The sequence below is a fragment of the Vreelandella sp. DA03-1M genome (assembly GCF_055725665.1).
Window position 1 is genome coordinate 4,683,611 of the sequence record NZ_CM146798.1, and the last position, 23,915, is coordinate 4,707,525.

25 protein-coding genes are annotated in these 23,915 nt (G+C 53.6%); 9 read left to right on the top strand and 16 right to left on the bottom strand.

The genetic code is table 11. The annotated features are described in order from the left end of the window. Window positions 1-12: 12 nt before the first annotated feature. The 12 genes from atpE to argC form a co-directional block, all read right to left on the bottom strand. Window positions 13-240, bottom strand: a complete 228-nt coding sequence (atpE, locus tag ACXUPB_RS21845; RefSeq protein ID WP_022521051.1) for a F0F1 ATP synthase subunit C — start codon at window positions 238-240, stop codon at window positions 13-15. Between the two features lie 75 nt (window positions 241-315). Next, complete coding sequence (gene atpB, locus ACXUPB_RS21850) at window positions 316-1,143, bottom strand: F0F1 ATP synthase subunit A (RefSeq protein ID WP_035556320.1); 828 nt, start codon at window positions 1,141-1,143, stop codon at window positions 316-318. 33 nt (window positions 1,144-1,176) lie between these two features. Then, a complete protein-coding gene (locus ACXUPB_RS21855) occupies window positions 1,177-1,569 on the bottom strand; it encodes an ATP synthase subunit I (RefSeq protein WP_035556323.1) in 393 nt (130 codons plus the stop codon). 205 nt (window positions 1,570-1,774) lie between these two features. Continuing rightward, the gene (locus ACXUPB_RS21860; RefSeq protein WP_035556326.1) at window positions 1,775-2,704 is read right to left on the bottom strand and encodes a ParB/RepB/Spo0J family partition protein; all 930 of its coding nucleotides are present in this window, start codon (window positions 2,702-2,704) and stop codon (window positions 1,775-1,777) included. Between the two features lie 15 nt (window positions 2,705-2,719). Further along, entirely contained in the window at window positions 2,720-3,487 is a 768-nt protein-coding gene (locus ACXUPB_RS21865) for a ParA family protein (RefSeq protein ID WP_035556329.1), read from the bottom strand. A 48-nt stretch (window positions 3,488-3,535) separates the two neighbouring features. Continuing rightward, window positions 3,536-4,195, bottom strand: a complete 660-nt coding sequence (rsmG, locus tag ACXUPB_RS21870) for a 16S rRNA (guanine(527)-N(7))-methyltransferase RsmG (RefSeq protein ID WP_035556332.1) — start codon at window positions 4,193-4,195, stop codon at window positions 3,536-3,538. Next, window positions 4,192-6,096: a tRNA uridine-5-carboxymethylaminomethyl(34) synthesis enzyme MnmG gene (gene mnmG, locus ACXUPB_RS21875; protein WP_035556333.1), complete on the bottom strand. Its 1,905-nt coding sequence runs from the start codon at window positions 6,094-6,096 to the stop codon at window positions 4,192-4,194. The genes rsmG and mnmG overlap by 4 nt, the downstream gene beginning before the upstream one ends. Before the next feature lie 594 nt (window positions 6,097-6,690). Beyond that, complete coding sequence (locus tag ACXUPB_RS21880; protein ID WP_035556479.1) at window positions 6,691-7,449, bottom strand: amino acid ABC transporter ATP-binding protein; 759 nt, start codon at window positions 7,447-7,449, stop codon at window positions 6,691-6,693. Window positions 7,450-7,472: 23 nt separating this feature from the next. Beyond that, a complete protein-coding gene (locus ACXUPB_RS21885; protein WP_035582387.1) occupies window positions 7,473-8,144 on the bottom strand; it encodes an amino acid ABC transporter permease in 672 nt (223 codons plus the stop codon). Between the two features lie 116 nt (window positions 8,145-8,260). Next, window positions 8,261-9,037: a transporter substrate-binding domain-containing protein gene (locus ACXUPB_RS21890; protein ID WP_035556337.1), complete on the bottom strand. Its 777-nt coding sequence runs from the start codon at window positions 9,035-9,037 to the stop codon at window positions 8,261-8,263. A gap of 148 nt (window positions 9,038-9,185) precedes the next feature. Next, a complete protein-coding gene (gene erpA / locus ACXUPB_RS21895) occupies window positions 9,186-9,539 on the bottom strand; it encodes an iron-sulfur cluster insertion protein ErpA (RefSeq protein WP_008959085.1) in 354 nt (117 codons plus the stop codon). Between the two features lie 125 nt (window positions 9,540-9,664). Then, window positions 9,665-10,699, bottom strand: a complete 1,035-nt coding sequence (gene argC / locus ACXUPB_RS21900; protein ID WP_035556341.1) for an N-acetyl-gamma-glutamyl-phosphate reductase — start codon at window positions 10,697-10,699, stop codon at window positions 9,665-9,667. A 134-nt stretch (window positions 10,700-10,833) separates the two neighbouring features. Between argC and ACXUPB_RS21905 the strand changes: the two genes are divergently transcribed. The 9 genes from ACXUPB_RS21905 to ACXUPB_RS21945 all read left to right on the top strand — a co-directional run bounded on the left by ACXUPB_RS21905 (window position 10,834) and on the right by ACXUPB_RS21945 (window position 19,514). After that, window positions 10,834-12,654 carry a chloride channel protein gene (locus ACXUPB_RS21905; RefSeq protein ID WP_179916284.1) on the top strand — a complete coding sequence of 607 codons (1,821 nt, stop codon included), beginning with the start codon at window positions 10,834-10,836 and terminating at the stop codon, window positions 12,652-12,654. 9 nt (window positions 12,655-12,663) lie between these two features. Then, entirely contained in the window at window positions 12,664-13,095 is a 432-nt protein-coding gene (gene hemJ, locus ACXUPB_RS21910; RefSeq protein WP_035556346.1) for a protoporphyrinogen oxidase HemJ, read from the top strand. Next, window positions 13,095-13,904, top strand: a complete 810-nt coding sequence (gene thiD, locus ACXUPB_RS21915) for a bifunctional hydroxymethylpyrimidine kinase/phosphomethylpyrimidine kinase (RefSeq protein WP_035556349.1) — start codon at window positions 13,095-13,097, stop codon at window positions 13,902-13,904. Before hemJ ends, thiD begins: the two co-directional genes overlap by 1 nt. 36 nt (window positions 13,905-13,940) lie before the next feature. Next, complete coding sequence (gene hemL / locus ACXUPB_RS21920) at window positions 13,941-15,221, top strand: glutamate-1-semialdehyde 2,1-aminomutase (protein ID WP_035556353.1); 1,281 nt, start codon at window positions 13,941-13,943, stop codon at window positions 15,219-15,221. Between the two features lie 171 nt (window positions 15,222-15,392). Further along, window positions 15,393-15,662: a hypothetical protein gene (locus ACXUPB_RS21925; protein ID WP_246362002.1), complete on the top strand. Its 270-nt coding sequence runs from the start codon at window positions 15,393-15,395 to the stop codon at window positions 15,660-15,662. Window positions 15,663-16,075: 413 nt separating this feature from the next. Beyond that, window positions 16,076-16,684, top strand: a complete 609-nt coding sequence (gene rdgB, locus ACXUPB_RS21930; protein ID WP_035556355.1) for an RdgB/HAM1 family non-canonical purine NTP pyrophosphatase — start codon at window positions 16,076-16,078, stop codon at window positions 16,682-16,684. Then, window positions 16,677-17,861, top strand: coding sequence for a radical SAM family heme chaperone HemW (hemW, locus tag ACXUPB_RS21935; protein ID WP_472954721.1), 1,185 nt, complete (start codon window positions 16,677-16,679; stop codon window positions 17,859-17,861). The genes rdgB and hemW overlap by 8 nt, the downstream gene beginning before the upstream one ends. 44 nt (window positions 17,862-17,905) lie before the next feature. Next, window positions 17,906-18,580, top strand: coding sequence for a YiaD family glycine zipper/OmpA-like lipoprotein (locus ACXUPB_RS21940; protein ID WP_472954723.1), 675 nt, complete (start codon window positions 17,906-17,908; stop codon window positions 18,578-18,580). An 88-nt stretch (window positions 18,581-18,668) separates the two neighbouring features. Continuing rightward, window positions 18,669-19,514 carry a 23S rRNA (adenine(2030)-N(6))-methyltransferase RlmJ gene (locus ACXUPB_RS21945; protein WP_472954724.1) on the top strand — a complete coding sequence of 282 codons (846 nt, stop codon included), beginning with the start codon at window positions 18,669-18,671 and terminating at the stop codon, window positions 19,512-19,514. A gap of 21 nt (window positions 19,515-19,535) precedes the next feature. Here the strand turns inward: ACXUPB_RS21945 and mnmE are convergent, their stop codons facing one another. The 4 genes from mnmE to rpmH all read right to left on the bottom strand — a co-directional run bounded on the left by mnmE (window position 19,536) and on the right by rpmH (window position 23,381). Then, complete coding sequence (mnmE, locus tag ACXUPB_RS21950) at window positions 19,536-20,906, bottom strand: tRNA uridine-5-carboxymethylaminomethyl(34) synthesis GTPase MnmE (protein WP_472954726.1); 1,371 nt, start codon at window positions 20,904-20,906, stop codon at window positions 19,536-19,538. Between the two features lie 103 nt (window positions 20,907-21,009). Further along, window positions 21,010-22,719: a membrane protein insertase YidC gene (yidC, locus tag ACXUPB_RS21955; protein WP_472954728.1), complete on the bottom strand. Its 1,710-nt coding sequence runs from the start codon at window positions 22,717-22,719 to the stop codon at window positions 21,010-21,012. 121 nt (window positions 22,720-22,840) lie between these two features. Further along, window positions 22,841-23,233, bottom strand: a complete 393-nt coding sequence (gene rnpA, locus ACXUPB_RS21960) for a ribonuclease P protein component (protein WP_176302910.1) — start codon at window positions 23,231-23,233, stop codon at window positions 22,841-22,843. 13 nt (window positions 23,234-23,246) lie between these two features. Next, window positions 23,247-23,381, bottom strand: a complete 135-nt coding sequence (rpmH, locus tag ACXUPB_RS21965; RefSeq protein WP_008959105.1) for a 50S ribosomal protein L34 — start codon at window positions 23,379-23,381, stop codon at window positions 23,247-23,249. Between the last annotated feature and the right edge of the window lie 534 nt (window positions 23,382-23,915).

Genomic DNA, 23,915 nt, shown 5'->3' on the forward strand with positions numbered 1-23,915 from the left:
GCTCAGCAGTCATTAACCGGCAACAACAAAGATCAGGTACATTGCGATACCAACACCGATCATCGGAACCGCATCCAACAGACCTGCCATAAGGAAGGTTTTGGTTTGCAGTTGGTCGCCTAGCTCCGGCTGACGCGCTGTAGATTCCAACAGCTTGCCACCCAAAATAGCGAAGCCAATGCCGGTACCTAGCGCGCCAAGACCGATCATGATGGAAGCGGCAATGTAGATAAGTTCCATGGTAATGCTCCTAGTTTTTCAAGTTAAAGTCTAAGGTTGAGGGTTAAGGGTATTGTCTTACAAACAGTGTTTACTTCAGTGATGTTCGTGCGCTGCGCTCAGGTAAACAACGGACAGCACGGTAAAGATAAATGCCTGTAACGTAACGATTAATATATGGAAAATGGCCCAAGGCACATCCAGCACCCAGATTGCCCAGAAAGGCAACATTGCGATTAAAATAAAGATGACTTCGCCGGCGAACATGTTACCAAATAGACGCATTGCCAAACTGAATGGCTTAACCAACAAAGCGACGATTTCCAATACAAGGTTGAAGGGAATCAATGCCCAATGATTGAAAGGCGTGAAAGACAACTCTTTGGCAAAACCGCCTACACCTTTAACCTTAAAGCTGTAGTAGAGAATCAGGCAGAAAACGCCCAACGCCATACCCAGGGTAGCATTGACGTCCGTAGTAGGGACGATTTTCATGTAATCCACGCCGAGCTTGGCAAATAAGACCGGGAAGAAATCCACCGGAATTATTTTTAGCGAGTTCATCAGGAATATCCACACGAACAGCGTTAATGCCAATGGGGCAATAATCGGGTTACGTCCTTTGAACGTTCCTTGAATCATGTTCTCGATAAATTCAAACACCATTTCTACTGCGTTTTGCAGACCGCCGGGGACACCGGTGGTGGCCATTTTTCCCGCTTTGCGGAAAATCCAGATAAACAGCAGCCCCATGGCAATCGACCAGCCCATGGTATCCAGGTGGATGGCCCAAAAGCCCATTTCACTTGCTTCTTCTGCCGAATGCGCCAGCGACCAACCGTTTTCAGGGTGATTGCCAAAGGTCAAATTCTGCAAGTGGTGCTGGATATAGTAAGTCGTTGAGACTTCGTTTCCTGCGGCCATGGATGTGTCACCTCAATTTAATTGTGCAATTTTCTAAGCATTGGCGTTTTTTGGCATTAACCAAGGCGTAAGCCAATGCGTTAGAACAACCGCAACATAAGCATAAAAAAAGAAAGTAGGGTTTGACGGGGGCGCTATCACGAACACTGCAATAAACAGTGCCACCGTCAAACCAAACTTGCCAGCCTCGGCACGAAACAGGCGCATCGCAGCCTTTGAAGGGCTAGTCCCGCGCAAAACCCCCATTCGCTTGATAAAAAAGGCATGCGGTAATAAGGCTACCAGCGCCCCTTTAAACACCGATGACACACCTTCTAAATCGGCGACTAGATAGGCAGCTAGCATACCAACGAAGGTGATCATCAGTTGCGCGATCGTGAGTCGAACGACATAGGCTTTTCGACGCTGGGTTTCGTATCGCTGCATACCGGCCCAGCCTCACTGATAAAAACCAATACCTCGACAAGCTAATAGCTAGACAAACCAAGGCAACCTGCACAAATCTTGCGCGATTATAGGGAAGCGCTATCACACCTTCAACCGAAGTCGCACCGATTTTGCCCGCTTAAGGGCTGATTTGCGACCAAAGGGGGAAAACGTGTGCGCTTCTTACGGGATATTGAATAGCCTGCTATTTAATATGATTTAAGATACCGTCTAATTCTTCGAGGCTGGTATAGCGTATCGTTAACTTACCTTTGCCTTTTTGGCCATGATCAATGGAAACTGGCGCGCCAAGCAGTTCGCCAAGGTGGGTTTCAAGCTTGGCCACATCGGGCTGTTTGCTTTGCCGGCTAGACGTTTTGATTGGCGTTTGGCTGGTTTGGACTTTTTTCACCAGCGCTTCGGTGGCCCTCACCGTCATATCGTTATTGACCACCTCATGAGCCACCTGCCGCTGCTGGGTACTGTTCAGCGTCAGCAACGCTCTTGCATGTCCCATATCCAGGTCACCCCGTTCGAGCAGGGTTTGCACTTCCGGATCTAGCGCCAGCAGACGCAACAGATTGGCCACCTGGGTGCGTGATTTCCCCACCGCGTCGGCAATCTGCTGCTGGGTAAGCTCAAACTCTTCCCCCAGTCGCTTGAGCGCCATGGCTTCTTCGATGGCGTTGAGGTTTTCACGCTGAATGTTTTCAATCAGCGCCAGCGCCAGGGCAACTTCATCGCTGACTTCCCGGATGACTGCCGGAATGACGTCCAGCTCGGCAAGTTGGGCTGCCCGCCAGCGGCGCTCACCGGCAATAATTTCGTAGCGATCCACGCCGATGGGGCGCACAACAATGGGCTGCATCACGCCCTGGGCGCGAATGGAGTCCGCCAGCTCTTCTAACGCTTCAGGCTGAATATCCCGGCGCGGCTGATATTTACCCCGCGTTAATTGCCCTAACGGCAAGCGCTCAAGACGATCCTCGGCAACGTCGCTGGCCACAGCGCTGCGCGCGGCGTCAGAAAGCTCCAACGGGGTGCCGCTACCGGCAAGTTCTAAGCTGTCACGGCGACGGGCACCGGCACCAATCAGGGCATCCAGGCCACGTCCCAGCGCGGGTTTACGCGTCATTCGCTTTTCCTCATTTTATAACGCTAGGCGACGAATCATCTCTTTCGCCAGCACGCGGTAGGCCTGGCTGCCCCGGGAGAACCGTGCATATTGCGTAACGGGCAGCCCATGGCTTGGTGCTTCGGCAACTTTCACGTTACGCGGGATAGTCGTTTTCAATAGCATATCGCCAAAATAGTCACGCAACTGCTTATCCACTTCCCGCGTTAGGCTGGTGCGCTTGTCGTACATGGTGCGCAAAATGCCCGCAATGGCCAGATCTGGATTCACATTTTGCTTAATCTGCTCAACGGTATCGAGCAGGGCTGACAGCCCCTCCAGGGCGTAAAATTCGCACTGAAGAGGGATCAGCACGCTATCGGAAGCCGTTAATGCATTCACGGTTAGCATGTTCAAAGAGGGCGGGCAGTCGATCAGCACTACGTCATAGGCATCCGAGACCGAAGCCAGTGCGTTGGTTAAGCAGCTCTCGCTTTTATCGCGATCCAGCAGCTCGACTTCGGCGGCGGTGAGATCACCGTTACCCGGCAGTACGTCGTACTTGACCGCCAGCTTTTTGACAATCGTTTCAGCAGCCGTTGCTTCGCCCAGTAGAACGTCAAGAACGCTCTTATCGAGCTCGTATTTATCGATGCCACTGCCCATGCTGGCATGGCCTTGGGGGTCAAGATCCACCAGCAGTACGCGACGGTCGAGCGCAGCGAGACTGGCCGCCAGGTTAACGGCCGAGGTGGTCTTGCCCACGCCGCCTTTTTGGTTGGTCAGGGCAATGATCTGGCTCACTTGCTCAACTCCTTCTGGGGGTCAGAATCAACGTTCAGCTTTAAATATTCAGCTCTCAAAATTCAAGATCAGCAACTGCCGCTGGGCTGCTTCAAAGGGTACTTCTAACAAATGACGCTGGTGTAAACGTATACCGGCGGGCAGGTCGCGCAGTTCATCATCCGCCCCAGGGCCTTTCATGGCTAACCACTGGCCGTCGGCGCTGGGTAGCTGGCGGGTCAAGGTGACAAAATCGACCAAGCTGGCAAATGCCCGGGAAATCACCTGATCAAAAGCGGCGGCTTCAAACTGTTCCACCCGCGCCTGTACGGGTGTTACGTTTTCAAGCCCTAGCTCCATTACCGCCTGTCGCTGAAAGCGCACCTTTTTGCCATTGCTATCCAGCAGTGTCACATCAAGCTGGGGGGCTAATATCGCTAATACGATGCCAGGAAGTCCAGGGCCCGCGCCCACGTCCAGTAGCCGCGGCCCCTGCACATAGGGCAACACAGCGGCGCTATCCAACACGTGGCGCGACACCATGTCATCCACCTCGCGTACCGCTGTGAGGTTATAAGCCCGGTTCCACTTGTGCAACAGTGCCAATAAGCCTAACAGCTGTTCGCGTTGATGTTCGTCAACGGCGATGCCTAACTGGCTAAGCCCTTGATCAAGCCGTAGTGCAACGCTTGCAGGTAGCGTCTTCAACAGTGGGTTCAACGAACTCATCCGTTAACTACCTCAGCCGCTGCCACCAATCGGCGCTTTTTCAGATGCACCAGCAAAATAGAGACGGCCGCCGGGGTGACGCCTGAAATCCGCGCCGCATGGGCAAGCGTTTCTGGCCGCGCTTCAGCCAGTTTTTGGCGAATTTCGTTAGACAAGCCTTCCACTTTCAAATAATCCAGTTCCGCAGGCAGTGGCGTGGCTTCGTGGCGCTTGAGCTTATCGATCTCATGCTGCTGGCGATCAATATAGCCTTGATACTTAGCCTGAATTTGTACCTGCTCGGCGACTGCCGGGTCAGTGACCAGGGTGCCCTCGATACCGGGCAGATTGGCCAAATCGCTGTAATTTAATTCAGGGCGTTTAAGCAGATCACTCAGGCAATACTCGCGAGTGAGCGGTGCGCCGGTTTTTTCGGCCACTTGTTCAGCCGCTGGACTTCCCGGTTGTATCCACAGGGTGGTTAACCGCGCGCGCTCTTGTTCGATAGCCTCACGTTTCTGGCTAAACGCTGACCAGCGCGTGTCGTCGACAAGCCCCAATTTTCGGCCCGCTTCAGTTAAACGCAGATCCGCGTTGTCTTCGCGTAGCAGCAGGCGGTACTCCGCCCGGGAGGTAAACATCCGGTAGGGCTCTTTGGTGCCCATGGTGATTAGATCATCGACCAGCACACCGAGATAGGCTTCATCGCGGCGGGGATACCAGGCATCCAGCTCTTGAGCGCGACGGGCGGCATTCAGGCCTGCGAGCAAACCTTGAGCACCGGCTTCTTCGTAACCGGTAGTGCCGTTAATCTGGCCGGCAAAAAACAGGTTGTGGATAAATTTTGTTTCCAGCGAGTGTTTTAAATCCCGCGGATCAAAAAAGTCGTACTCAATGGCGTAGCCAGGCCGGGTGATATGGGCGTTTTCCAGGCCTTTGATAGAACGCACGACTTGAATCTGAACGTCAAACGGCAGCGAGGTCGAGATGCCGTTGGGGTAGAGCTCATGGGTATCCAAACCTTCGGGCTCGATAAACACCTGATGGCTCGATTTATCGGCAAAGCGATGAACCTTGTCTTCAATCGATGGGCAGTAACGCGGCCCGATGCCTTCGATCACACCGGAATACATCGGCGAGCGATCAAGGTTGGCCAGAATCAGATCGTGAGTCTGCTGATTGGTGTGAGCAATATGGCAACTCACCTGCTGAGGATGCATTTCCCGTGATCCCAGGTAGGACATAACCGGCGTTGGGCTATCGCCGGGCTGCTCTTCCAACTGGGAAAAATCCACGCTTTTGGCATCAATACGCGGCGGTGTGCCGGTTTTTAGGCGATCAACGCGAAACGGCAGCGCGCGCAGACGTTCGGCCAACGCGTTGGAGGGCGGATCGCCTGCTCGGCCACCTTTGCTTTGATCCAAACCAATGTGAATCACGCCACCCAAAAATGTCCCGGTACACAGCACGACGCTGTCGGCATGAAAGCGGATGCCGGTTTCCGTGACGACGCCTCGTACGGTGTCGTTATCCACAATCAGATCGCCTGCGGCTTGCTGGAAGATCGTTAAGTTGGGCTGGTTTTCCAGCATTCCGCGGATCGCTGCCTTGTAACGGATGCGGTCAGCCTGGGCACGAGTGGCCCGAACGGCGGGCCCTTTGCTGGCATTGAGCACGCGAAACTGGATGCCACCCAAGTCCGTGGCAAGCCCCATGGCGCCGCCCAGTGCATCAATTTCCTTGACCAAGTGACTTTTGCCGATGCCACCGATGGCGGGATTACACGACATTTGGCCCAGAGTTTCGATGTTATGGGTGAGCAGCAGGGTCTGACAGCCCATGCGAGCAGAGGCCAGTGCGGCTTCAGTTCCCGCATGGCCACCGCCGATGACAATCACGTCAAAGCGGTCGGGGTAATTCAAGAGACACCTCGTCTTGTGCCTATCGGCACGGATGATGTGGCCAGTGCAGTCGATTCTAGACGCAGCCACCTTAGATCAATGAGGCGGCAAGTATAAACCCCCTGTGGGTAACCGTCAGGTTTTTCCACACCCCAAATTGTTAAACAGTCTCTATTAATAACAACATAAATATAAAATAAGAGAAGTTCTGTAAATGTTGTAATTACTAGTGTGGACAATTTCTGTGTGTAAGCGATTTATTCTTAATAATTTCATGCGCTTATATTGTTGACTTCTACATGTTTGAAGGCGGGAGTTCCTGGGCAGAAAGGGTGTTAAGCCTGTGGATGGAATAGTGCTTTATCCACAGCTGTAATTAGCCACGGCTTATCCACCGTCCAGTACCTGGGTTGTTACCGCACCTGTGAACAATCAACGATTGGTGTGGAGCTAACGCTAAGCGATGTACATGGTGGGCCTTACGGAGATAAAACCGATCAATGTAAAAAAAGTTTATCCACAGGCAAAAAAATGGCCTGTCGTGTCGACAGGCCAGTAAAAAAGCGTTATTCAGCGTGAATTGGCGGTTATTTTAACGCGTAGAAGGGGCTCAATTTAATGTTTGAGCACGCGAGCAAGGAAGGATTGAGTACGTTCGTGTTGAGGAGAATCGAACAGTTTTTCAGGGTGGCCCTGCTCGGTAATCTCGCCTTTATGGATAAAAATCACCCGGTCGGCGACCTCGCGGGCAAAGCCCATTTCATGGGTAACAATCACCATGGTCATGCCCTCTTTGGCCAGCTCGCGCATGGCATCCAGCACTTCACCGATCATTTCCGGATCCAGCGCCGATGTGGGCTCGTCAAACAGCATCAGGCGGGGTTCCATCGCCAAGGCACGAGCCAGTGCCACACGTTGCTGTTGACCGCCTGAGAGCTGGCTGGGGTACTTGTCAGCCTGATCAGCGATACCTACCCGGTCAAGCAAGCGTTTGGCGTTGCTGACCGCGTCGTCACGGCTTAAACCGCGCACTTTCATTGGCGCCAGGGTGACGTTATCGATCACGCTGAGATGAGGAAAGAGATTAAATTGCTGAAAGACCATGCCCACTTCGGTACGGATGGTTTGCAGCGCTTGGGTACTCTTCCCATGGGGCAATAGTTCGTTGCTGTCGACCACCAGGCTGCCCGATTGGAACTCTTCCAAACCGTTAATACAGCGAATTAGCGTGGATTTGCCAGAGCCACTGGCACCGATGATCACGACGACTTCACCAGGCACAATCGTTAGGTCAATATCGTTAAGTACGTGCAGGCTGCCAAAGTGTTTATTAAGCTGCTGCATACGCACAATGGGTTGCGTTGTGTTGCTCATTGTCTCGCTCATTGCGCGTGTCCTTATTGTCCTGCCAGGCCCCTGATCTCAAGCTGGCGGAGGATGATTGATAGGGTCCAGGTGATTGCCAGGTACATCAGGGCGACCATGAAGTAGACCTCAAGCGCCGTAAAGGTGGTGGCGATATAGATCTGCCCCTGACGCACTAGCTCACCGACGCCTATCACTGAAAACAGTGAGGTGTCTTTGATGCTGATGATGCCCTGGTTACCGAGGGGAGGAATCATGCGCCGAAACGCCTGGGGCCAGATAACGTAGCGAAATGCTTGAGTGCGGGAGAGCCCTAGGGAGAGTGATGCTTCACCCTGGCCGCGTTCAATTGATTGCACACCGCCACGCACAATTTCTGAAATGTAAGCACCGGAATTAACCGCGATCGCAGCAATACCGGCGACCAGCGCGTTAATTGGGCTGCCTAATAGTTGCGGCAAGCCGTAAAAAATAAACAGTACTTGTACCAGGATAGGCGTGCCGCGAAATACTTCGACGTAAACGATGGCTGGCCAGCGTAGCCAACGCAGGCGGCTAATACGTAATAGGCCAAAGAATATTCCGATAAAGAATCCGATGGCGAGACCGCCAAACGAGATAAGCAGCGTCCAGGGAATACCCGGCAGCAGGTAAGGGATAGACCCAAACGCTGCCGACCAATCAAACTGAAAATTGACGTCCACGCGTAGACTCCTGAAACAAAAGCAGATGACAAAAAACACATGAGAAATGCAGCAGGGCCGGGGGTTGTGGCCACCCGGCCCTGTAACAGCGTTACGCTAATAGAGAGCTTTTATACTCACTCTTCGCTAGGCGCTTCACCAAACCACTTGGTGTAGATCTCATCGTAGGTGCCATCTTCGCGCATGGCGGCCAACGCTTCGTTAGTCGGCTCTACCCACTCACTGCCTTTGTGGAACACGATGCCGTACTGCTGACCTTCATACAGAGGGCCAACAACCTTGGTACGGCCTTCACCGCGAGTTTGCGAGAAGTAAGAGACGTTAGGGGCATCATAGAGCACGGCGTCGACGTTGCGGCCTAGCAGCGCCATGTACATGTCGGCAGTCCCTGGGAAGGGGGTGATTTCAGCATCTTCGCCGAGTTCTTGCTGAAGGTAGTCATAACTGGTGGAACCAATTTTGGTACCGACGGCGAGGTCTTGGAGGTCTTCTAGTGTCTCGACGCTGTCGTTATCGGCGCGGACAATGATGCGTAAACCTGAATCGTAGTAGGGGTCGGAGAAGTCAACGACTTCAGAGCGCTCGTCAGTGATGGTGGTACCGGCGATGGCGATCTCTTGACTACCCGTTTGCACGGCGGGAATGATGCCGGAGAATTCCATGGTCGTCAGGTTGACTTCAAAGCCTGCACGTTCGGCGACTTCGTTGATGATATCCATATCGAAGCCGACCATTTCGCCGGTCTCTTGATCCATCATTTCAAATGGCACAAAGCTTGGGTCAGTGGCCACGTTCACCGATGGCGTTTGAGCCATGGCGGCAGTGGCGCTGCCCAATCCCAGTGCGAGTGCAAGCGTTGTTTTGGTCAGGCTGAGTGGTAGTGCAACTTTCATAAGTTTCCCCGTGCTTTATGTGGCTAGTAGCGGGTTTCCGAGCAAGGTATGGCGCTCGAATACCCTTTTTAGCCGTTATTGACCTATCAACCTTGGCGAGAAACCGTCAGGGCGTCAAGTCACGGGGAGCGTCGTGGGCCAACGCTGTTTAGACCATAAAGGAAGCGCCGCAGCCGCAGGTGGTGGTGGCATTGGGGTTTTGAACGCGAAAACGCGCGCCCGCTAAGCCTTCTTCGTAGTCGACCGTGGAGCCCACCAGATACTGGTAAGAGAGGGGGTCGACGACCAGTGCGGCCTCACCGAACTCAATCACAGTGTCATCGTCGGCGACATTGTCAGCAAAGTCGAAGCCGTACTGAAAACCCGAACAGCCGCCACCGGTCACGTAGACCCGCAGTTTGAGTGATGGGTTATTTTCTTCTGCAATCAGTGCGTTAATACGTTTTCGTGCACTATCAGAGAGCAGTAGTGGGGTCGGAACAAAGGCTTCTGCACCGCTCATGGGTACCTCCCGCGAGCTTAAAGAACGAATAAATCGGCATTGGGGGGTGATTATGGGTAATTCCCAGCAAATTGGTCAACTATTGCTGGGAATGAGTTGTCACAGCCTGCTGGTTTTGGAGGTGTTTAAGGCATCACTGCTGGGGTGGTAAGTCCAGTATTCTCGTCAAAGCCGAACATCAGGTTGAGGTTTTGGATCGCTTGGCCCGAGGCGCCTTTGACCAAATTATCAATCACCGATAGCACCACGACCGTATTGCCATTGCTGGGGCGATGGACCGCTAGGCGGCAGGTATTGATGCCTTTGACGCTGCGCGTCTCTGGGTGACTGCCAGCAGGCATCACATCGACAAAGGGTTCGTTAGCGTAGCGCTGCTCAAATAGAGCCTGCAGATCGCCGGGCTCAGTGGTGAGCTGGCCGTAAAGGGTGGCGTGAATGCCGCGGATCATCGGCGTTAAGTGGGGCACAAAGGTTAAACCCACCGTGGACTGCTGGATATCCCTAAGTCCTTGGCTAATTTCCGGCAGGTGGCGGTGGCCCGAGGCGCCATAGGCTTTCATCGACTCGCTGGCTTCAGCGAGCAGTGAACCTACTTTAGCGCCACGACCTGCGCCGGTAACGCCGGATTTGCAGTCGGCAATCAGTTGACCTGGGTCGATCAAACCCGCTTCCAGAAGCGGCAGGTAGCCCAATTGAACGGCAGTGGGGTAGCAGCCGGGTACGGCGATTAAACGTGCTTCTTTGATTTTCTCACGGTGCATTTCCGGCAGCCCGTAGACCGCCTCTTGCAACAGTTCCGGGGCGCCGTGGGCCTGGTCGTACCAACGGCTCCACTCGTCGGCATCGCGCAGCCGGAAGTCGGCCGATAGATCGATCACCCGAGTGCCGTTTTCGAGTAGCTCACCCGCCAGGGCGTGAGCAACGCCGTGAGGTGTGGCAAAAAATACCGCATCCATGGCGCCCAGCTGTTTGGCGTCCGGCTCGCTAAACGCCAGCGTGTCGTAATGGCCGCGCAGGTTGGGGTACATATCGCACACCTTGACGCCGGTTTCCGAGCGCGAGGTAATCATGGCTACGTTGACGTGGGGGTGCTGGGCGAGTAGCCGCAGTAGTTCAACGCCGGTGTAACCGGTACCGCCAACAATGCCGACCTTAATCACAAATCACTCCTTACGGATGCCGCTGAGTAGAAAACCAAATTCGCTATTAGCTTAAGCATAGGACACCAAGCTGTTTAAGCGTATCCAGCTATGATACACAAGAGTGTAAAGATACAAGAGCAAGGAAGGTCGCTGTGGCGCGTTTTTCCCGATCGGATTTTACCTTAGAGAGTTTTCGTCGCCAGTTGGCCAACGTCGACGCCCTTCCGCAACTCTGTTTGCTGGGCCTTGTCTCGGGGGTTATTACCGGCGCTGTGATGGTGGCGTTTCGACTGCTATTGGAAGCGGGCGCCGCGCTTTACATGACCGATGGCGATCCAGAAGCGTTTGAAAGCATGGCACCCTGGCTACGTGCGCTGCTACCCATGCTGGCGGTTACCCTTGTGGGTGTGCTGCTGTACCGGCAAAAACCGGCAGCGCGCAAGCTGGGCGTTGGCCACGTGATTGAGCGGCTTACCTATCATCAAGGCCGTTTTCCGTTACGCAACTGGCTCAATCAGTGGTGGGTGGGCGTTGTCGTGGTGCTAGGTGGTTTGTCTGCGGGTCGTGAGGGCCCGGCTATTCACTTGGGGGCAGCGGCGGCTAGCGGGCTTGGTCAGCAGATACGTTTGCCTAATAATAGCCTTAGAGTACTCGTGGCGTGCGGCACCGCAGCTGCTATTTCCGCCTCTTTTAACACCCCTATCGCGGGTGTCATCTTTGCCATGGAAGTGGTGATGATGGAGTACACTTTAATGAGCTTTATGCCCGTGATTTTGGCCTCTACCATGGGCGCGCTGGTGGCGCAGTTGGCGTATGGCAACGAACCCGCTTTCCGTATCCCCGAGATAGCACTGGGCTCACTGATCAACTTGCCGTGGATTGTGGTTACCGGACTGGTGATTGGTCTGCTAGCCGGGCTGTTTATTCATATTTCACGCAGTCAGCGGATTATGCAGTGGCCGCTTTGGTTGCGTCTTGGCTTGGTAGGGGTGGCAACTGGCGCGGTGGCCTGGTGGTTCCCCCAGGTTCAGGGCATCGGCTATGACAGCGTGGCGGCGGCGCTCAATAACCAGCTGGAAATTAAAGTGCTGCTGGCGCTAATGATCGTCAAACTGCTGCTTACGGCGCTAACCGTCGCTGGCGGTGTTCCCATCGGTATTATCGGCCCGGTGTTGGTCATAGGCGCTGCCACAGGCGCGCTGTTTGGTTTACTGGGGGGCTGGCTTTGGTCCGATAAAGCCGCGGATCCTGGCATTTACGCGATGCTAGGTATGGCTGCAATGATGGGGGCGGTGTTACAAGCGCCCTTGGCTGCGCTAATGGCGCTTTTGGAGTTAACCCACACGCCGAGTATTATGCTTCCCGGCATGTTGGCGGTGGTAGTGGCGTGTTTAACCTCGCGTCAATTGACTGGCTGTGAAGGCTTTTTTATCAGCACGGTGCGCTACGGGCTGCACCCGCTTCAGCAACCGTTGATGCAAGCACTCTCACGGGTTTCGGTGCCTGCGGTGATGGAGCGTCAACTGGTGCGCACCGATCGCATGATCACGCCTGATCAAGCGCGACTTTTATTAGAAACCAACCCGGTGTGGTTAGTTATTGAGCGCTCAACAGAGGAAAAACCAGTGCTGGCGCTAAAAGCAGCTGAATTGGCACGCTGGCTACTTGAACACGATGAGGCGCTGCAGGGTGAAGAGCCGCCTGCGGATGAGTTGATTGATCTACTCGAAATCCCTGGGCAGCGTTTGGAGCTGGCGCCGATTGGTTTACAGGCGACGCTTTCTGAAGCGTTTCTAAAACTGCAGGATAATGCCCTAGGGGCGCTCTACGTTGTGCACGGCTATCGGCCAAAGCAGCGGCGTATTTCAGGTATTATCACCCGTGGCGCCATCGAGCGTTATTATCACTACACTGACCCACGCGGCGCCGATGACCTTGGCACTGATAAACGCGAGAAGGATTCATCACTTTAAGGAGCGACAATGTACCTATGGGTGAAGGCTATTCACTTAATGGCCGTAGTGACGTGGTTCGCTGCGCTGTTCTATTTACCCCGCCTGTATGTGTATCACGCCACTGCGCGGGATAATGGCGACGAACTGGCTATCAGTTATTTCAAAACCATGGAGCGTAAGCTCTACCGTGGCATCATGACACCCTCGATGATTGCGGTGCTCATTTTTGGTGGCTGGATGCTCTACCTGGTGCCCGAATGGTTTAGCCAGGGCTGGATGCACGCCAAGCTGGCGCTAGTGGTTCTGCTTATTGCCTATCATCACGTTTGTTTGATCTATTTAAAGCAGTTTGCCCAGGATCGTTGTACCAAAGGACATGTGTTTTTCCGCTGGTTTAACGAAGCACCGGTGATTGCGCTGGTGGCGATTATTATTCTCGCCGTTGTGAAGCCCTTTTGATGCGTCAACCACTTCCTCCCGTGGTGTTGGTACTCGCCGGGCATGATCCGACTGGTGGGGCAGGGTTAATCGCTGATAGCGAATCTATTGCTGCCTGTGGCGGTTGGGCGGTAACGATCCCCACTGCGCTGACGGTACAAAATTGTCATAATGTGACACGCGTGATCCCTGCTGATCCGACCGCGATGCGCCAAATGGCCGAGGCAATTAGTGAGATGCAGGTCGCGGCGATTAAGCTTGGCCTACTCGCCGACGAAGACACCCTGCGCGCCGCAGAGCAAATTATTCGCCGTTTTCCAGGCATTCCCGTGGTGGCCGATCCGGTCTTTAAAGCCGGTGGCGGAACTGAGTTATCCACACCTGCTTTGCGTCAATTGTTTATTGATCGCTTGCTACCGCTTGTGGATATCTTAACGCCGAATCGCGCTGAGTTGGCCCAGCTTACGCCCGACATCATCACCCCTTTCGATGATACGGCCCGCGCGGTGGCACTGATGTCACAGGGGTGCCAAGCCATCCTGGTCACGGCTACGGATGAACCGTTGCCCGGCAATGACCAGCAGGTAGTGCACACACTGCACTCGCCCGATACCACTCGCCAGTGGCAGTGGCCGCGTTTGCCCGAACTCTTCCATGGCTCTGGCTGCACGCTGGCATCGGCCATTGCCGCACGTATTGCTGTTGGTGAGCGCTTACCAACTGCTTGTGAGCAGGCCCAGCGCTTTACCTGGCAAAGTTTGTCTCAAGGCTTTCAACCGCCCAGCGGCCAATGTTTGCCGCATCGTTTTTCACGGGCTGTCCGTTTTTGATCCTATCTTCTGTACGCCATTGACCGAGAGGATGCCATGACTACATCAGCTGAACTGTTTGAACTTGCCAGTCGTCATATACCGGGCGGCGTAAACTCACCCGTTCGGGCGTTTAAAGGGTTACACCGCCCGCCAGTCTTTATGGAGCGTGCTCAAGGTGCCTTTCTGTTTGACGTTGAAGGCAATCGCTACGTGGACTATGTCGGCTCCTGGGGACCCATGATCACTGGGCATGCCGACCAAGACGTATTGGCTGCCGTGCGAGCGCGATTAGACAACGGTCTGTCCTTTGGTACCCCGACCGCCGTCGAAACCACCATGGCGGATTTGATCTGCGAAATGATTCCCTCCATGGATATGGTGCGCATGACCAGCTCGGGCACCGAAGCGACTATGTCGGCGATACGCCTGGCGCGAGGTACCACCGGCCGCGATAAGATCGTTAAGTTTGAAGGTAATTACCACGGCCATTCTGATTCGTTGCTGGTTAAAGCGGGCTCAGGTGCGCTTACCCACGGCGAACCCAGCTCGCCGGGCGTGCCTGCGTCGCTGGCTGAACACACCATTACGCTCTCGTTTAACGACCCTGAAGGGGTTGAGGCGTGTTTCAATGAAATCGGTGATCAGATTGCCTGCATTATCGTTGAACCCGTTGCTGGCAATATGAATTGCATTCCGCCGCAACCGGGCTTTTTGGAAACCCTGCGCCGGGTATGTAACGAGTACGGTAGCGTGCTGATTTTTGACGAAGTGATGACCGGTTTTCGAGTGGCATTGGGCGGTGCCCAAGCCCACTACGGTATAGTGCCCGATCTAACCTGCTTGGGAAAAATTGTCGGTGGTGGCATGCCGGTGGGCGCCTTTGGTGGCAAGCGCGAGATAATGCAAAACATTTCCCCTCTGGGGCCGATTTACCAAGCGGGCACGTTGTCGGGTAACCCGCTGGCCATGGCCGCAGGCGTTGCACTACTTACCAAGCTACAGGTACCAGGCTTTCACAATGCGCTTACCCAGCGGGTTAACACGCTTTGCACTGGCCTTCAGGAGCGTGCCAATGCCGCACGGGTGCCGATGATGACGCAGTCGGCGGGCGGTATGTTTGGGCTCTTCTTTACCTCTCAAAGTCGTGTCGATAACTTTGCCCAAGCCACCGCCTGTAACCCGGATGCCTTCCGCCGTTTCTTTGGCGCGATGCTTGATCACGGTGTTTATTTGGCGCCTTCTGCTTACGAAGCAGGCTTTATGTCCAGCGCACACACACCGGAAGACATCCAGTTCACCCTGGATGCAGCAGAGAAAGCCTTTGCCGTTATGTAACGGCAAGTAACTAAAAGCCCGCTATACTGCAATAGCCGCTCAAGGTGAGCGGCTATTGCTTAGATGAGAGTTACACTCATGATACGACCAGCGGCTTGGCGATACGTGACCTGCGCGGCGGGGCTGCTAGCCTGCTTCCCGCTCGCTGCACAGACGCCTCAGGAGCAAAACATGACCCAGATCCATATCACCATGAGCGGTTCGCCGGGCGCAGAGTTTTCCGCCCATTGGCGGATTACCCACGAAGGCGAAACCACCGAGCACGTTGAAGAGAGCGGGACAGTACCTGCTGAGTACACCTTTACGGGTACAGAATTGGAAGGCACAGTAAAGCTGTTAAGTGATGATGAACGGCTAGAGGTAGATATTCAAAAAGGCAGCAATCGGTCGCGTTCGTCTACTCATGGGGCGGGAGGTACCTTGACGCTCATGATTAGTTAATAATCGACACAGGGGCTGTGCTAGCTTAATTGGGCACCCGGTATGTTTATTCAAGTATTCAGCGAACAGCTGAGCTTGGGGACTTTTATCGGTAACGATATAGACCTAGCCAGTAGACTTTTCCTGCGACATTGGGTCGCCCTCATGGAAAGAAAGAGTGAGCAGGTAACCCCTGAAGTGTTGCTTATAAGATAAGTTTCGTAAAGTTTTGTTATTAGATAAGAGGTAAAAATAAATTGAATAACCACCTATGTTTTTAGAATTTTGGTGAAATATATATTTATCAGGATCTTAATTACAGACATATAATTTTCAACGTGGCTTCATTTCAGATACGTTGAGCAATATTTTGCTGGCTTTTGATACGTTCAATGAGCGCGTAAACTGGTGCTCTACTGTTTGGAGTGCGTGTCATGGCATCAGTTAATACACTTGTCCTAGCCAGCGGTAATGCTGGAAAGTTACGAGAATTCAATCAATTACTATCTCCGCTAGGCTTCGATGTGCGTCCTCAGGCAGACTTTGGTGTTACTGAGGTTGAAGAAACAGGGTTAACATTCGTTGAAAATGCGTTATTAAAGGCTCGAGAAGCGAGTCTTATTAGTGGATTACCTGCATTAGCAGACGATTCAGGGCTTGAGGTAGACGCCCTACAAGGCGCACCGGGTATTTACTCGGCCCGTTACGGTGGTGAACCAAAGAGCGATGAGAAAAATAATGAAACGTTGTTAGCCGCACTCAGCGATTGTGCAGAAGGACAGCGTAGTGGCCGTTACTGGTGTGTACTTGTTTATTTACGTCACCCGAAAGACCCAGTGCCGGTGATTGTGCAACGCAGTTGGGAAGGCGAGATTCTTGCCCATCCACGGGGGAAAGAGGGGTTCGGCTATGATCCGCTTTTCTGGCTACCCGACCAGGGTATGAGCGTTGCCGAGTTGCCGAGTGAAAGTAAAAATCGCCTTAGTCACCGTGGGCGCGCGCTGCAAGGCTTGGTGGAGTTACTGCAGGTGGCGCATGGTTGATACGTTGCCGCCGCTATCTCTATATATCCATACCCCCTGGTGTGTCCGTAAATGCCCGTATTGTGATTTCAACTCCCATGAGCCGGGTACACACGGTTTTACGCCTCGCGATTTGCCTGAAGCCGCTTATCTCGACGCATTGTTACAAGATCTGGATAGCGATCTCGCCTTAGCGGCTGGGCGAGAAATTCAGACAATCTTTATCGGTGGCGGGACACCCAGCCTGCTGTCGCCTTGGTTTTATGACCGTTTATTGAGCGAGATTGAAGTTCGTTTGCCGTTTGCTGATGACATCGAGATTACCTTAGAGGCGAATCCAGGTACCACTGAGCAAGAGCGATTCATTGGTTACCGGAAAGCAGGTATTAACCGCCTTTCTCTGGGTATTCAAAGCTTTCAGCCCGATCAACTGCATGCGCTGGGGCGAATTCATAGCGGTGACGAAGCGGTCACTGCGGTCACGCAGGCTCGCCAGGCGGGTTTTACAAATATTAACATTGATCTTATGCATGGCTTGCCTGGTCAGACGCCTCAACTAGCGATGGATGATATTGCCCAAGCGCTGTCGTTAGTGCCGGAGCATCTCTCCTGGTACCAGCTTACCCTTGAGCCGAATACGGCCTTTCACTCCCATCCACCGACGTTGCCTGAGGAAGAAGCACTCTGGGATATCCAGGACAGCGGTCATCAGCTTTTGGTGCAGGCCGGGTTTAAGCGCTACGAAATTTCGGCCTATGCAACCGATGGTCGTCAGAGTCTGCATAACCTTAATTACTGGCAGTTTGGCGACTACCTTGGGATTGGTGCCGGGGCCCATGGCAAGCTAAGCCATATTGATCCAGACGGTGAGTGGCGTATTGAGCGGCGTTGGAAAACCCGCCAGCCGGATGCTTATTTAAAGCGCATGGATGACCTGCGTGGCTTTATAGCGGGTAAGCAGGTTATATCAGCGGACGAGCTACCTTTGGAGTTTGCCATGAATGCTCTACGGCTCACTGATGGGGTGTCGCTCGAGGCATGGAAGGCCAATACGGGGCTCTCTTCTGATATGTTACTTACGCGTTTACAAACCGCCGAGAAAAAAGGACTTTTGATGCAAATGCCTGAAAAACTGCGTGCATCGCCTCAAGGTCTATTATTCTTGAACGAGTTGCTGGCTTTAATTAGTGAAGATTGACCAGTGAATAAAAAGATGTCCTGAACATAAACAAGGAGTGAGTGATGCGTATTTCTCGACTACTGACACCGCTGGCAGCCGCTATTTTATTAGCAGGTTGCGCCACATCGGATCCTTACGGTGGCCAAACGCAGCGCTCTAGCACCGCGATGGGCTCTGGTATTGGTGCCGCTGTGGGTGCCGCTGCCGGTGCGCTTTCTGGCGACGGTAGTACTAGCCGCCGTGATCGTGCACTGATTGGTGCGGCCGTAGGTGCGGCAGCCGGTGCTGGCATTGGTGTCTATATGGATCGCCAAGAGCAGCAACTGCGTGAAAACTTGCAAGGATCGCGCATTGAGATTGATCGCCGTGGCGACGATATCGTGCTCAATATGCCTAGCGGTGTCACCTTTGGTTTTGACTCAGCTGAACTGACCAGCGAAGCGCGCGGCTCTCTTAATGAAGTCGCTAATGTTCTCACTCAGTACCAAGACACCCGCGTTAGTATCGCCGGCCACACCGATAGCACCGGCGATGCTAGCTACAATCAGCGTCTCTCCGAGCGTCGCGCTCAAGCCGTATCGAGCTACCTCGCCCAGAATGGCGTTTCGTCCACGCGTCTTAATACCTCGGGCTATGGTGCTACTCAGCCAGTGGCCAGTAATGACAATGAGCAGGGTCGTGCCCAGAACCGTCGCGTTGAAATTACCCTAACCCCTACCGGTAATGGTCAAGGTTGATACGTTCTTGAATTAACCTGGCTGTTGCCGACTAAAGCCCGCTATGCTCACATAGCGGGCTTTTTTATTCACTTGCTGATGAGTCTCCATGCTGTCCTACCAACATGCCTACCATGCCGGTAATTTTGCGGATGTGCATAAACATCTGACACTTTACACGGTGATTAATTATTTATTACGTAAAAAAACGGCTATTACATATGTCGACACTCATGCGGGTCGAGGGCTCTACCCCCTTAATGCGCAAGAAACGCAACGCTTGCAAGAGTATCGCGAAGGCATAGGGCCGCTGTGGCAAGCCCGCAATGAGCTAAACGATCCGTTGCTGATCGCGTGGCAAGCAGCGATAGCCACTGTTCAAGCCTCCTCAGCAACCCTGACGCACTACCCAGGCTCTCCCTGGTGGCTGAGTCATTCGTTGCGTGAGCAGGATCAACTGCGGCTGTTTGAGCTGCATCCCAGCGAGCACGAGCAACTTTCTACTCAGGAGTTGCCAGCTAACGCCCAGCGCGTGTTTGGCGATGGACTGGCGGGGCTGGAGGCCATGTTGCCCGCGATAACACCACGGCTATGTGTACTCATCGACCCCAGCTATGAGCGTAAAGTGGAATACCAGGAAGTGGCCGATACCGTCGCTTATACGCTGGAGAAAGCGCGCCATGCCGTAGTATTGATCTGGTATCCGCTGCTACCCGCTGGCCACCATCACACGCTATTAGATGCCTTGAAAGAGAGCGGTCAGCGCAAAATATGGCGCAGCGAGCTGCTGCTGCGTGAACCCGGTGAGCAGGTTCACGGTATGTTTGGCAGCGGCATGTTGGTGATTAATCCGCCCTGGGGCTTGGATGAGCGACTAGCCGCTGCAATGGCAGAAATTACGCCGTTATTAGGTTCTTCTAGTCGCTATCAGGCGGATTGGTGGGTGGGAGAGTAGTGTTGGTAACGAGTAGCTCTCTTACTTACCGATGCAGAAGCTGCCGAAAATCTCGCCCAGTAAATCATCGGCGCTGAATTCACCGGTGATTTCGCCCAATGCCTGCTGAGCATCGCGCAGATCTTCCGCTAGCAGCTCTCCTGCGCCGTAGCCATCAAGCTGAGCGCGGCCTGTATCAAGGGCTGCCATAGCACGATCTAAGGCATCTAAATGCCGTCGGCGGGCAGAGAAGCGACCCTCGGTGGTGGCGGCAAAGCCCATGATATCTTTTAAATGTGCTTTTAAGTTATCCACACCCTCGCCCGTTTTAGCGGATAAACGTACGGTGGGGGTCGTTGTGGATAAATCTAATCCAGGCGGTTCCGCACTGGTATCAATCTTATTGCGCACTAACGTCAAGCGCTGCTGATCGGGCAGGCGAGCGACAAACTCGGGCCAGATGGCCATGGGGTCGGTCGAGGCAGTTGTGCTGGCATCCACCAGTAGTAGCACCCTGTCGGCTTTCTCTATCTCGGCCCAGGCGCGAGCGACACCGATCTTCTCAACGGCATCAGGTGTATCGCGCAGTCCGGCGGTGTCGATGATGTGCAGCGGCATACCGTCGATATGAATATGTTCGCGCAGCACATCCCGGGTCGTGCCGGCAATATCCGTCACAATGGCGGTATCTTGTTCGGTCAGCGCATTCAGCAGGCTCGACTTACCCGCATTGGGCCGCCCGGCAATGACCACGCTCATTCCTTCGCGTAACAGTGCGCCTTGGCCTGCTGCCTGGCGTACGTCGTTCAGTGCTTGCTGGACGCTGCTTAAGTGCTGGGCAACGTGGCCATCGGCAAGAAAGTCGATCTCCTCTTCAGGGAAATCAATCGCCGCTTCAACGTAAACACGTAGCTCGATCAGCCGCTGCACTAACGCTGACACGCGCTTCGAAAACTCCCCCTGGAGAGAGCGCACGGCATTTTCGGCCGCTGAACGGGAAGTGGCATCGATCAGATCGGCGATAGCTTCTGCCTGGGCCAGATCAAGTTTGTCGTTGAGAAAAGCCCGTTCAGAAAACTCGCCAGGGCGCGCTAGACGTGCGCCGAGAGCCACGCAGCGCTCCAACAGCATATCCATAATAATGGGGCCGCCGTGGCCCTGTAATTCCAGGACGTCCTCACCGGTAAACGAATGGGGCCCATTGAAGAACAGGGCGAGGCCTTCATCAATAATGCTGTCAGCGCCCTGGAAGGGGCCGTAGTGGGCGTAACGCGGTGAGGGGCAGTGACCGAGTATGGCCTCGGCGATAGCGCGGCAGGCAGGCCCTGAGACGCGAATGATACCAACACCACCGCGTCCAGGAGGGGTAGCCAATGCGGTAATCGTATCCTGAGTATAAAGTCGTTCAACCATGGCGAGCCTCTTTAATGGATGCGTACAGTGTGAGTTTGTCGTCTTTAAAACGCCAGACCCCCGCACTGGGCGGGGGTCTGAAGGCTTCAACTACCACGGCAGGCTATTTGGTCTTCATGCCTTTGCCGATGGTCGGGTCATTCTCGATTTTGCGCGTAATGTAGTACTGCTGCGCCACCGAAATGATGTTGTTGACCACCCAGTAGATGACCAGACCTGCCGGGAACCACAGGAAGAAGAAGGTAAAGATGATGGGGAGCATCTTCATGATCTTCGCCTGCATCGGATCCGGGGGCGTCGGGTTCAACATTTGCTGAACAAACATCGAAATACCCATCAGGATCGGCAGAATGAAGTACGGATCTTTCACCGATAGATCCTGGATCCAGAAGATAAACGGTGCGTGTCGCAGTTCGACCGATTCCAGCAACATCCAGTAAAGCGCGATGAAGACCGGCATCTGAATCACAATAGGTAGACAGCCCCCCAGCGGATTGATCTTCTCCTTCTGGTAGAACTTCATCATCTCTTGCGACATCTTCTGACGATCGTCGCCATACATCTCTTTCAGGCGCTGCATTTCAGGACCGAGCTTACGCATACGGCCCATGGATTTGTACGCTTTGGCGGAAAGCGGGAACAGTACGGTCTTAACCAGTACCGTTAGCAATACAATCGACCAGCCCCAGTTACCGACGATGTCGTGGATCTTATCCAGCAACCAGAAGAGGGGGTTGGCGATAAACCATAGCCAGCCGTAATCCACAGTTAAGCGAAGGTTAGGTGCCACCTGCTCTAGGTAGTCCTGAATCTTCGGCCCCATATAAAGGGTAGCACCTAACGTGGCTTCGCCTTCTGCGGCAATGCTGCTAGTGGGGCCAGCAAAGGCTACGACGTTTCGATTGCTTGAGTCGGTAGTAACGTAGTAGAGGTTTTGCTGATCCTGCTGAGGTGCCCATGCCGAGACAAAGTAGTGCTGAATAATCGCAATCCAGCCGCCCTGTGCTTCGCGGTTTTCAAAGTTACTGGCTTGAATATCCTCGAAGTCGATCTTTTCGTAGCGTGCATCCGGCGTTGAGTAGGCAGCCCCCAGATAGGAGTTCATACCCATTGAAACGCCGCTTGAAGGATCCGGGCTATTATCGCGTGCTAACTGGCCAATAAAGCGCGCACTGACCGGTGCATCGGTGTTATTGGCTAGGTAGTAATTGACGTTGACCGCATAACTGCCGCGCTCAAACGTGAGGCGCTTAATCACCTCGACGCCGTTAACGTCGGCGGTCAGATCGACGCTCAGTTCTTCATCGTTATCGCCTAACCGATAGTCGGTATTTTCAGGCGTGAACGCGATGCGGCTTGCCTGGCCATCAAGCTGAAGACCTGAACGGGCCACGTAGCTACGGCTGCTGTTATCCGACAACAACACGTAGTTCCGCTCTGAGTCGAGGGAAAGTTTATGTTGCGGTAAAGCGGCATAAACAATATCGCCACCGTGTGGATCAATGCGTACATCAAGAACATCGGTCGTTACGGCAATGAAGTCACGGCTAGACGTTTCGCTTTCAGTATCGCCAGGAATACCTTCACCAACCGCATTTGGCTGCGATGTGGTACTCGGAACGGCTAAGCCGCCCTCGCCATCGTCAACATTGCTGGATGGTACTGAATTGCTAGATGGTGCTGAATTACTGCGTTGAGTCGTTTCAGGCACTGAATCGTAATTCGGCTGCCCGTAATCCTGATTCCACTGGACGACTAGCAAGTACGCCAGTACGGCTAGTGGAATCAGTAATAAAAGTCGTTTTACGTCCATGAGGGTTCTGCCCGCTGGGTGGTGAACATGCTAATGGCGCAGTGTCATTTACTCGACCCTTGACACACGAAAGCCTGCCAGGCGGCAGGCCGAGGTCGAGCGGCGAGGTGTGCACCAAAGGTCACGTGTCACGCTCTGGCGTTGGTGCTGCGATCACCGCCTGTGCGTCACGCTGAAGTCGCTTCCACATGCCGTGTAACTGGCGATGCAAGGTGTCGTTGTCGATATCCTGAACGCCGCGTCGGGCAAGCACCACGATATCCACAGAGGGTAAGTGATCTTGACGAAGACGGACAGATTCTCGAACGAGACGCTTGAAACGGTTGCGATCTACGGCGCGTTTGACATTTTTTTTGCTGACTACCAGTCCAAGGCGGGGGTGTCCCCGAGTACTTAAGCGAACTAACGCCATCATACCTTTGCCATGCACTTTCAGGTCGGCTTGCTCAAACACGTGACTGAAATCCCCAGCATTTAGTAACCGTAACTGCCGGGGAAAGCCTTTCTGCGGCACACGCAATCCGAGATCAGGCGCTCAGACGCTTGCGGCCCTTGGCACGGCGGCGTGCGAGGACGGCGCGACCGTTTTTGGTTGCCATACGAGCACGGAAGCCATGCGCGCGCTTGCGCTTGAGAACGCTAGGTTGAAAAGTGCGTTTCATAACTCGTTATTCCCACGTGGTTTAGGACGGAAAGTGAATTCCAAAAAGCCCGGTCCAGTGAGGAACTAGCCGGGGAGATTCAATTCAAGACCGGAAATTGTAGAGACTTCCTTTGCTGGGTGCAATTTTTCCTTGCATAAAAAGCGTTGTGGCGTCATTGCGGCCATGCTGGCAGCGATGGATATAGCAAACAACACTCTCGCTATTATTACTAATAAGTAGTTCTAAACCTGTTGTTATTAATAGTGGGGATACTATTTGTGGATAAGTTGTTTTAATTATTATTTATCAATAGCCTATAATCATAAAAAATCTGTGTGTAAGTTCCGTATAAACAGTCTACAAGATGTTAACTAGATGTGTTTAACCCAAACGTAAGTCGCTTTCTTGTTAATTATCCCCGTTCCTCCACACGGTTTTCCCGTAGGCTCACTGCAAGTTGTCCACAGGGCAATATTCAAGCTTAAACCCGTGTGGATAACCGAAGCTTTGGGCGCTACAATGGTCGGCCGTTTTCAACCGATGGTGAGATGA

Excerpts from the sequence above, each read along its gene's own strand:
- atpE (WP_022521051.1), bottom strand. The coding sequence starts at position 240 with ATGGAACTTATCTACATTGCCGCTTCCATCATGATCGGTCTTGGCGCG.
- atpB (WP_035556320.1), bottom strand. The coding sequence starts at position 1,143 with ATGGCCGCAGGAAACGAAGTCTCAACGACTTACTATATCCAGCACCAC.
- ACXUPB_RS21855 (WP_035556323.1), bottom strand. The coding sequence starts at position 1,569 with ATGCAGCGATACGAAACCCAGCGTCGAAAAGCCTATGTCGTTCGACTC.
- ACXUPB_RS21860 (WP_035556326.1), bottom strand. The coding sequence starts at position 2,704 with ATGACGCGTAAACCCGCGCTGGGACGTGGCCTGGATGCCCTGATTGGT.
- rsmG (WP_035556332.1), bottom strand. The coding sequence starts at position 4,195 with ATGAGTTCGTTGAACCCACTGTTGAAGACGCTACCTGCAAGCGTTGCA.
- ACXUPB_RS21880 (WP_035556479.1), bottom strand. The coding sequence starts at position 7,449 with ATGAGCAACACAACGCAACCCATTGTGCGTATGCAGCAGCTTAATAAA.
- ACXUPB_RS21890 (WP_035556337.1), bottom strand. The coding sequence starts at position 9,037 with ATGAAAGTTGCACTACCACTCAGCCTGACCAAAACAACGCTTGCACTC.
- erpA (WP_008959085.1), bottom strand. The coding sequence starts at position 9,539 with ATGAGCGGTGCAGAAGCCTTTGTTCCGACCCCACTACTGCTCTCTGAT.
- hemJ (WP_035556346.1), top strand. The coding sequence starts at position 12,664 with ATGTACCTATGGGTGAAGGCTATTCACTTAATGGCCGTAGTGACGTGG.
- thiD (WP_035556349.1), top strand. The coding sequence starts at position 13,095 with ATGCGTCAACCACTTCCTCCCGTGGTGTTGGTACTCGCCGGGCATGAT.
- hemL (WP_035556353.1), top strand. The coding sequence starts at position 13,941 with ATGACTACATCAGCTGAACTGTTTGAACTTGCCAGTCGTCATATACCG.
- ACXUPB_RS21925 (WP_246362002.1), top strand. The coding sequence starts at position 15,393 with ATGACCCAGATCCATATCACCATGAGCGGTTCGCCGGGCGCAGAGTTT.
- rdgB (WP_035556355.1), top strand. The coding sequence starts at position 16,076 with ATGGCATCAGTTAATACACTTGTCCTAGCCAGCGGTAATGCTGGAAAG.
- hemW (WP_472954721.1), top strand. The coding sequence starts at position 16,677 with ATGGTTGATACGTTGCCGCCGCTATCTCTATATATCCATACCCCCTGG.
- ACXUPB_RS21940 (WP_472954723.1), top strand. The coding sequence starts at position 17,906 with ATGCGTATTTCTCGACTACTGACACCGCTGGCAGCCGCTATTTTATTA.
- ACXUPB_RS21945 (WP_472954724.1), top strand. The coding sequence starts at position 18,669 with ATGCTGTCCTACCAACATGCCTACCATGCCGGTAATTTTGCGGATGTG.
- mnmE (WP_472954726.1), bottom strand. The coding sequence starts at position 20,906 with ATGGTTGAACGACTTTATACTCAGGATACGATTACCGCATTGGCTACC.
- yidC (WP_472954728.1), bottom strand. The coding sequence starts at position 22,719 with ATGGACGTAAAACGACTTTTATTACTGATTCCACTAGCCGTACTGGCG.
- rpmH (WP_008959105.1), bottom strand. The coding sequence starts at position 23,381 with ATGAAACGCACTTTTCAACCTAGCGTTCTCAAGCGCAAGCGCGCGCAT.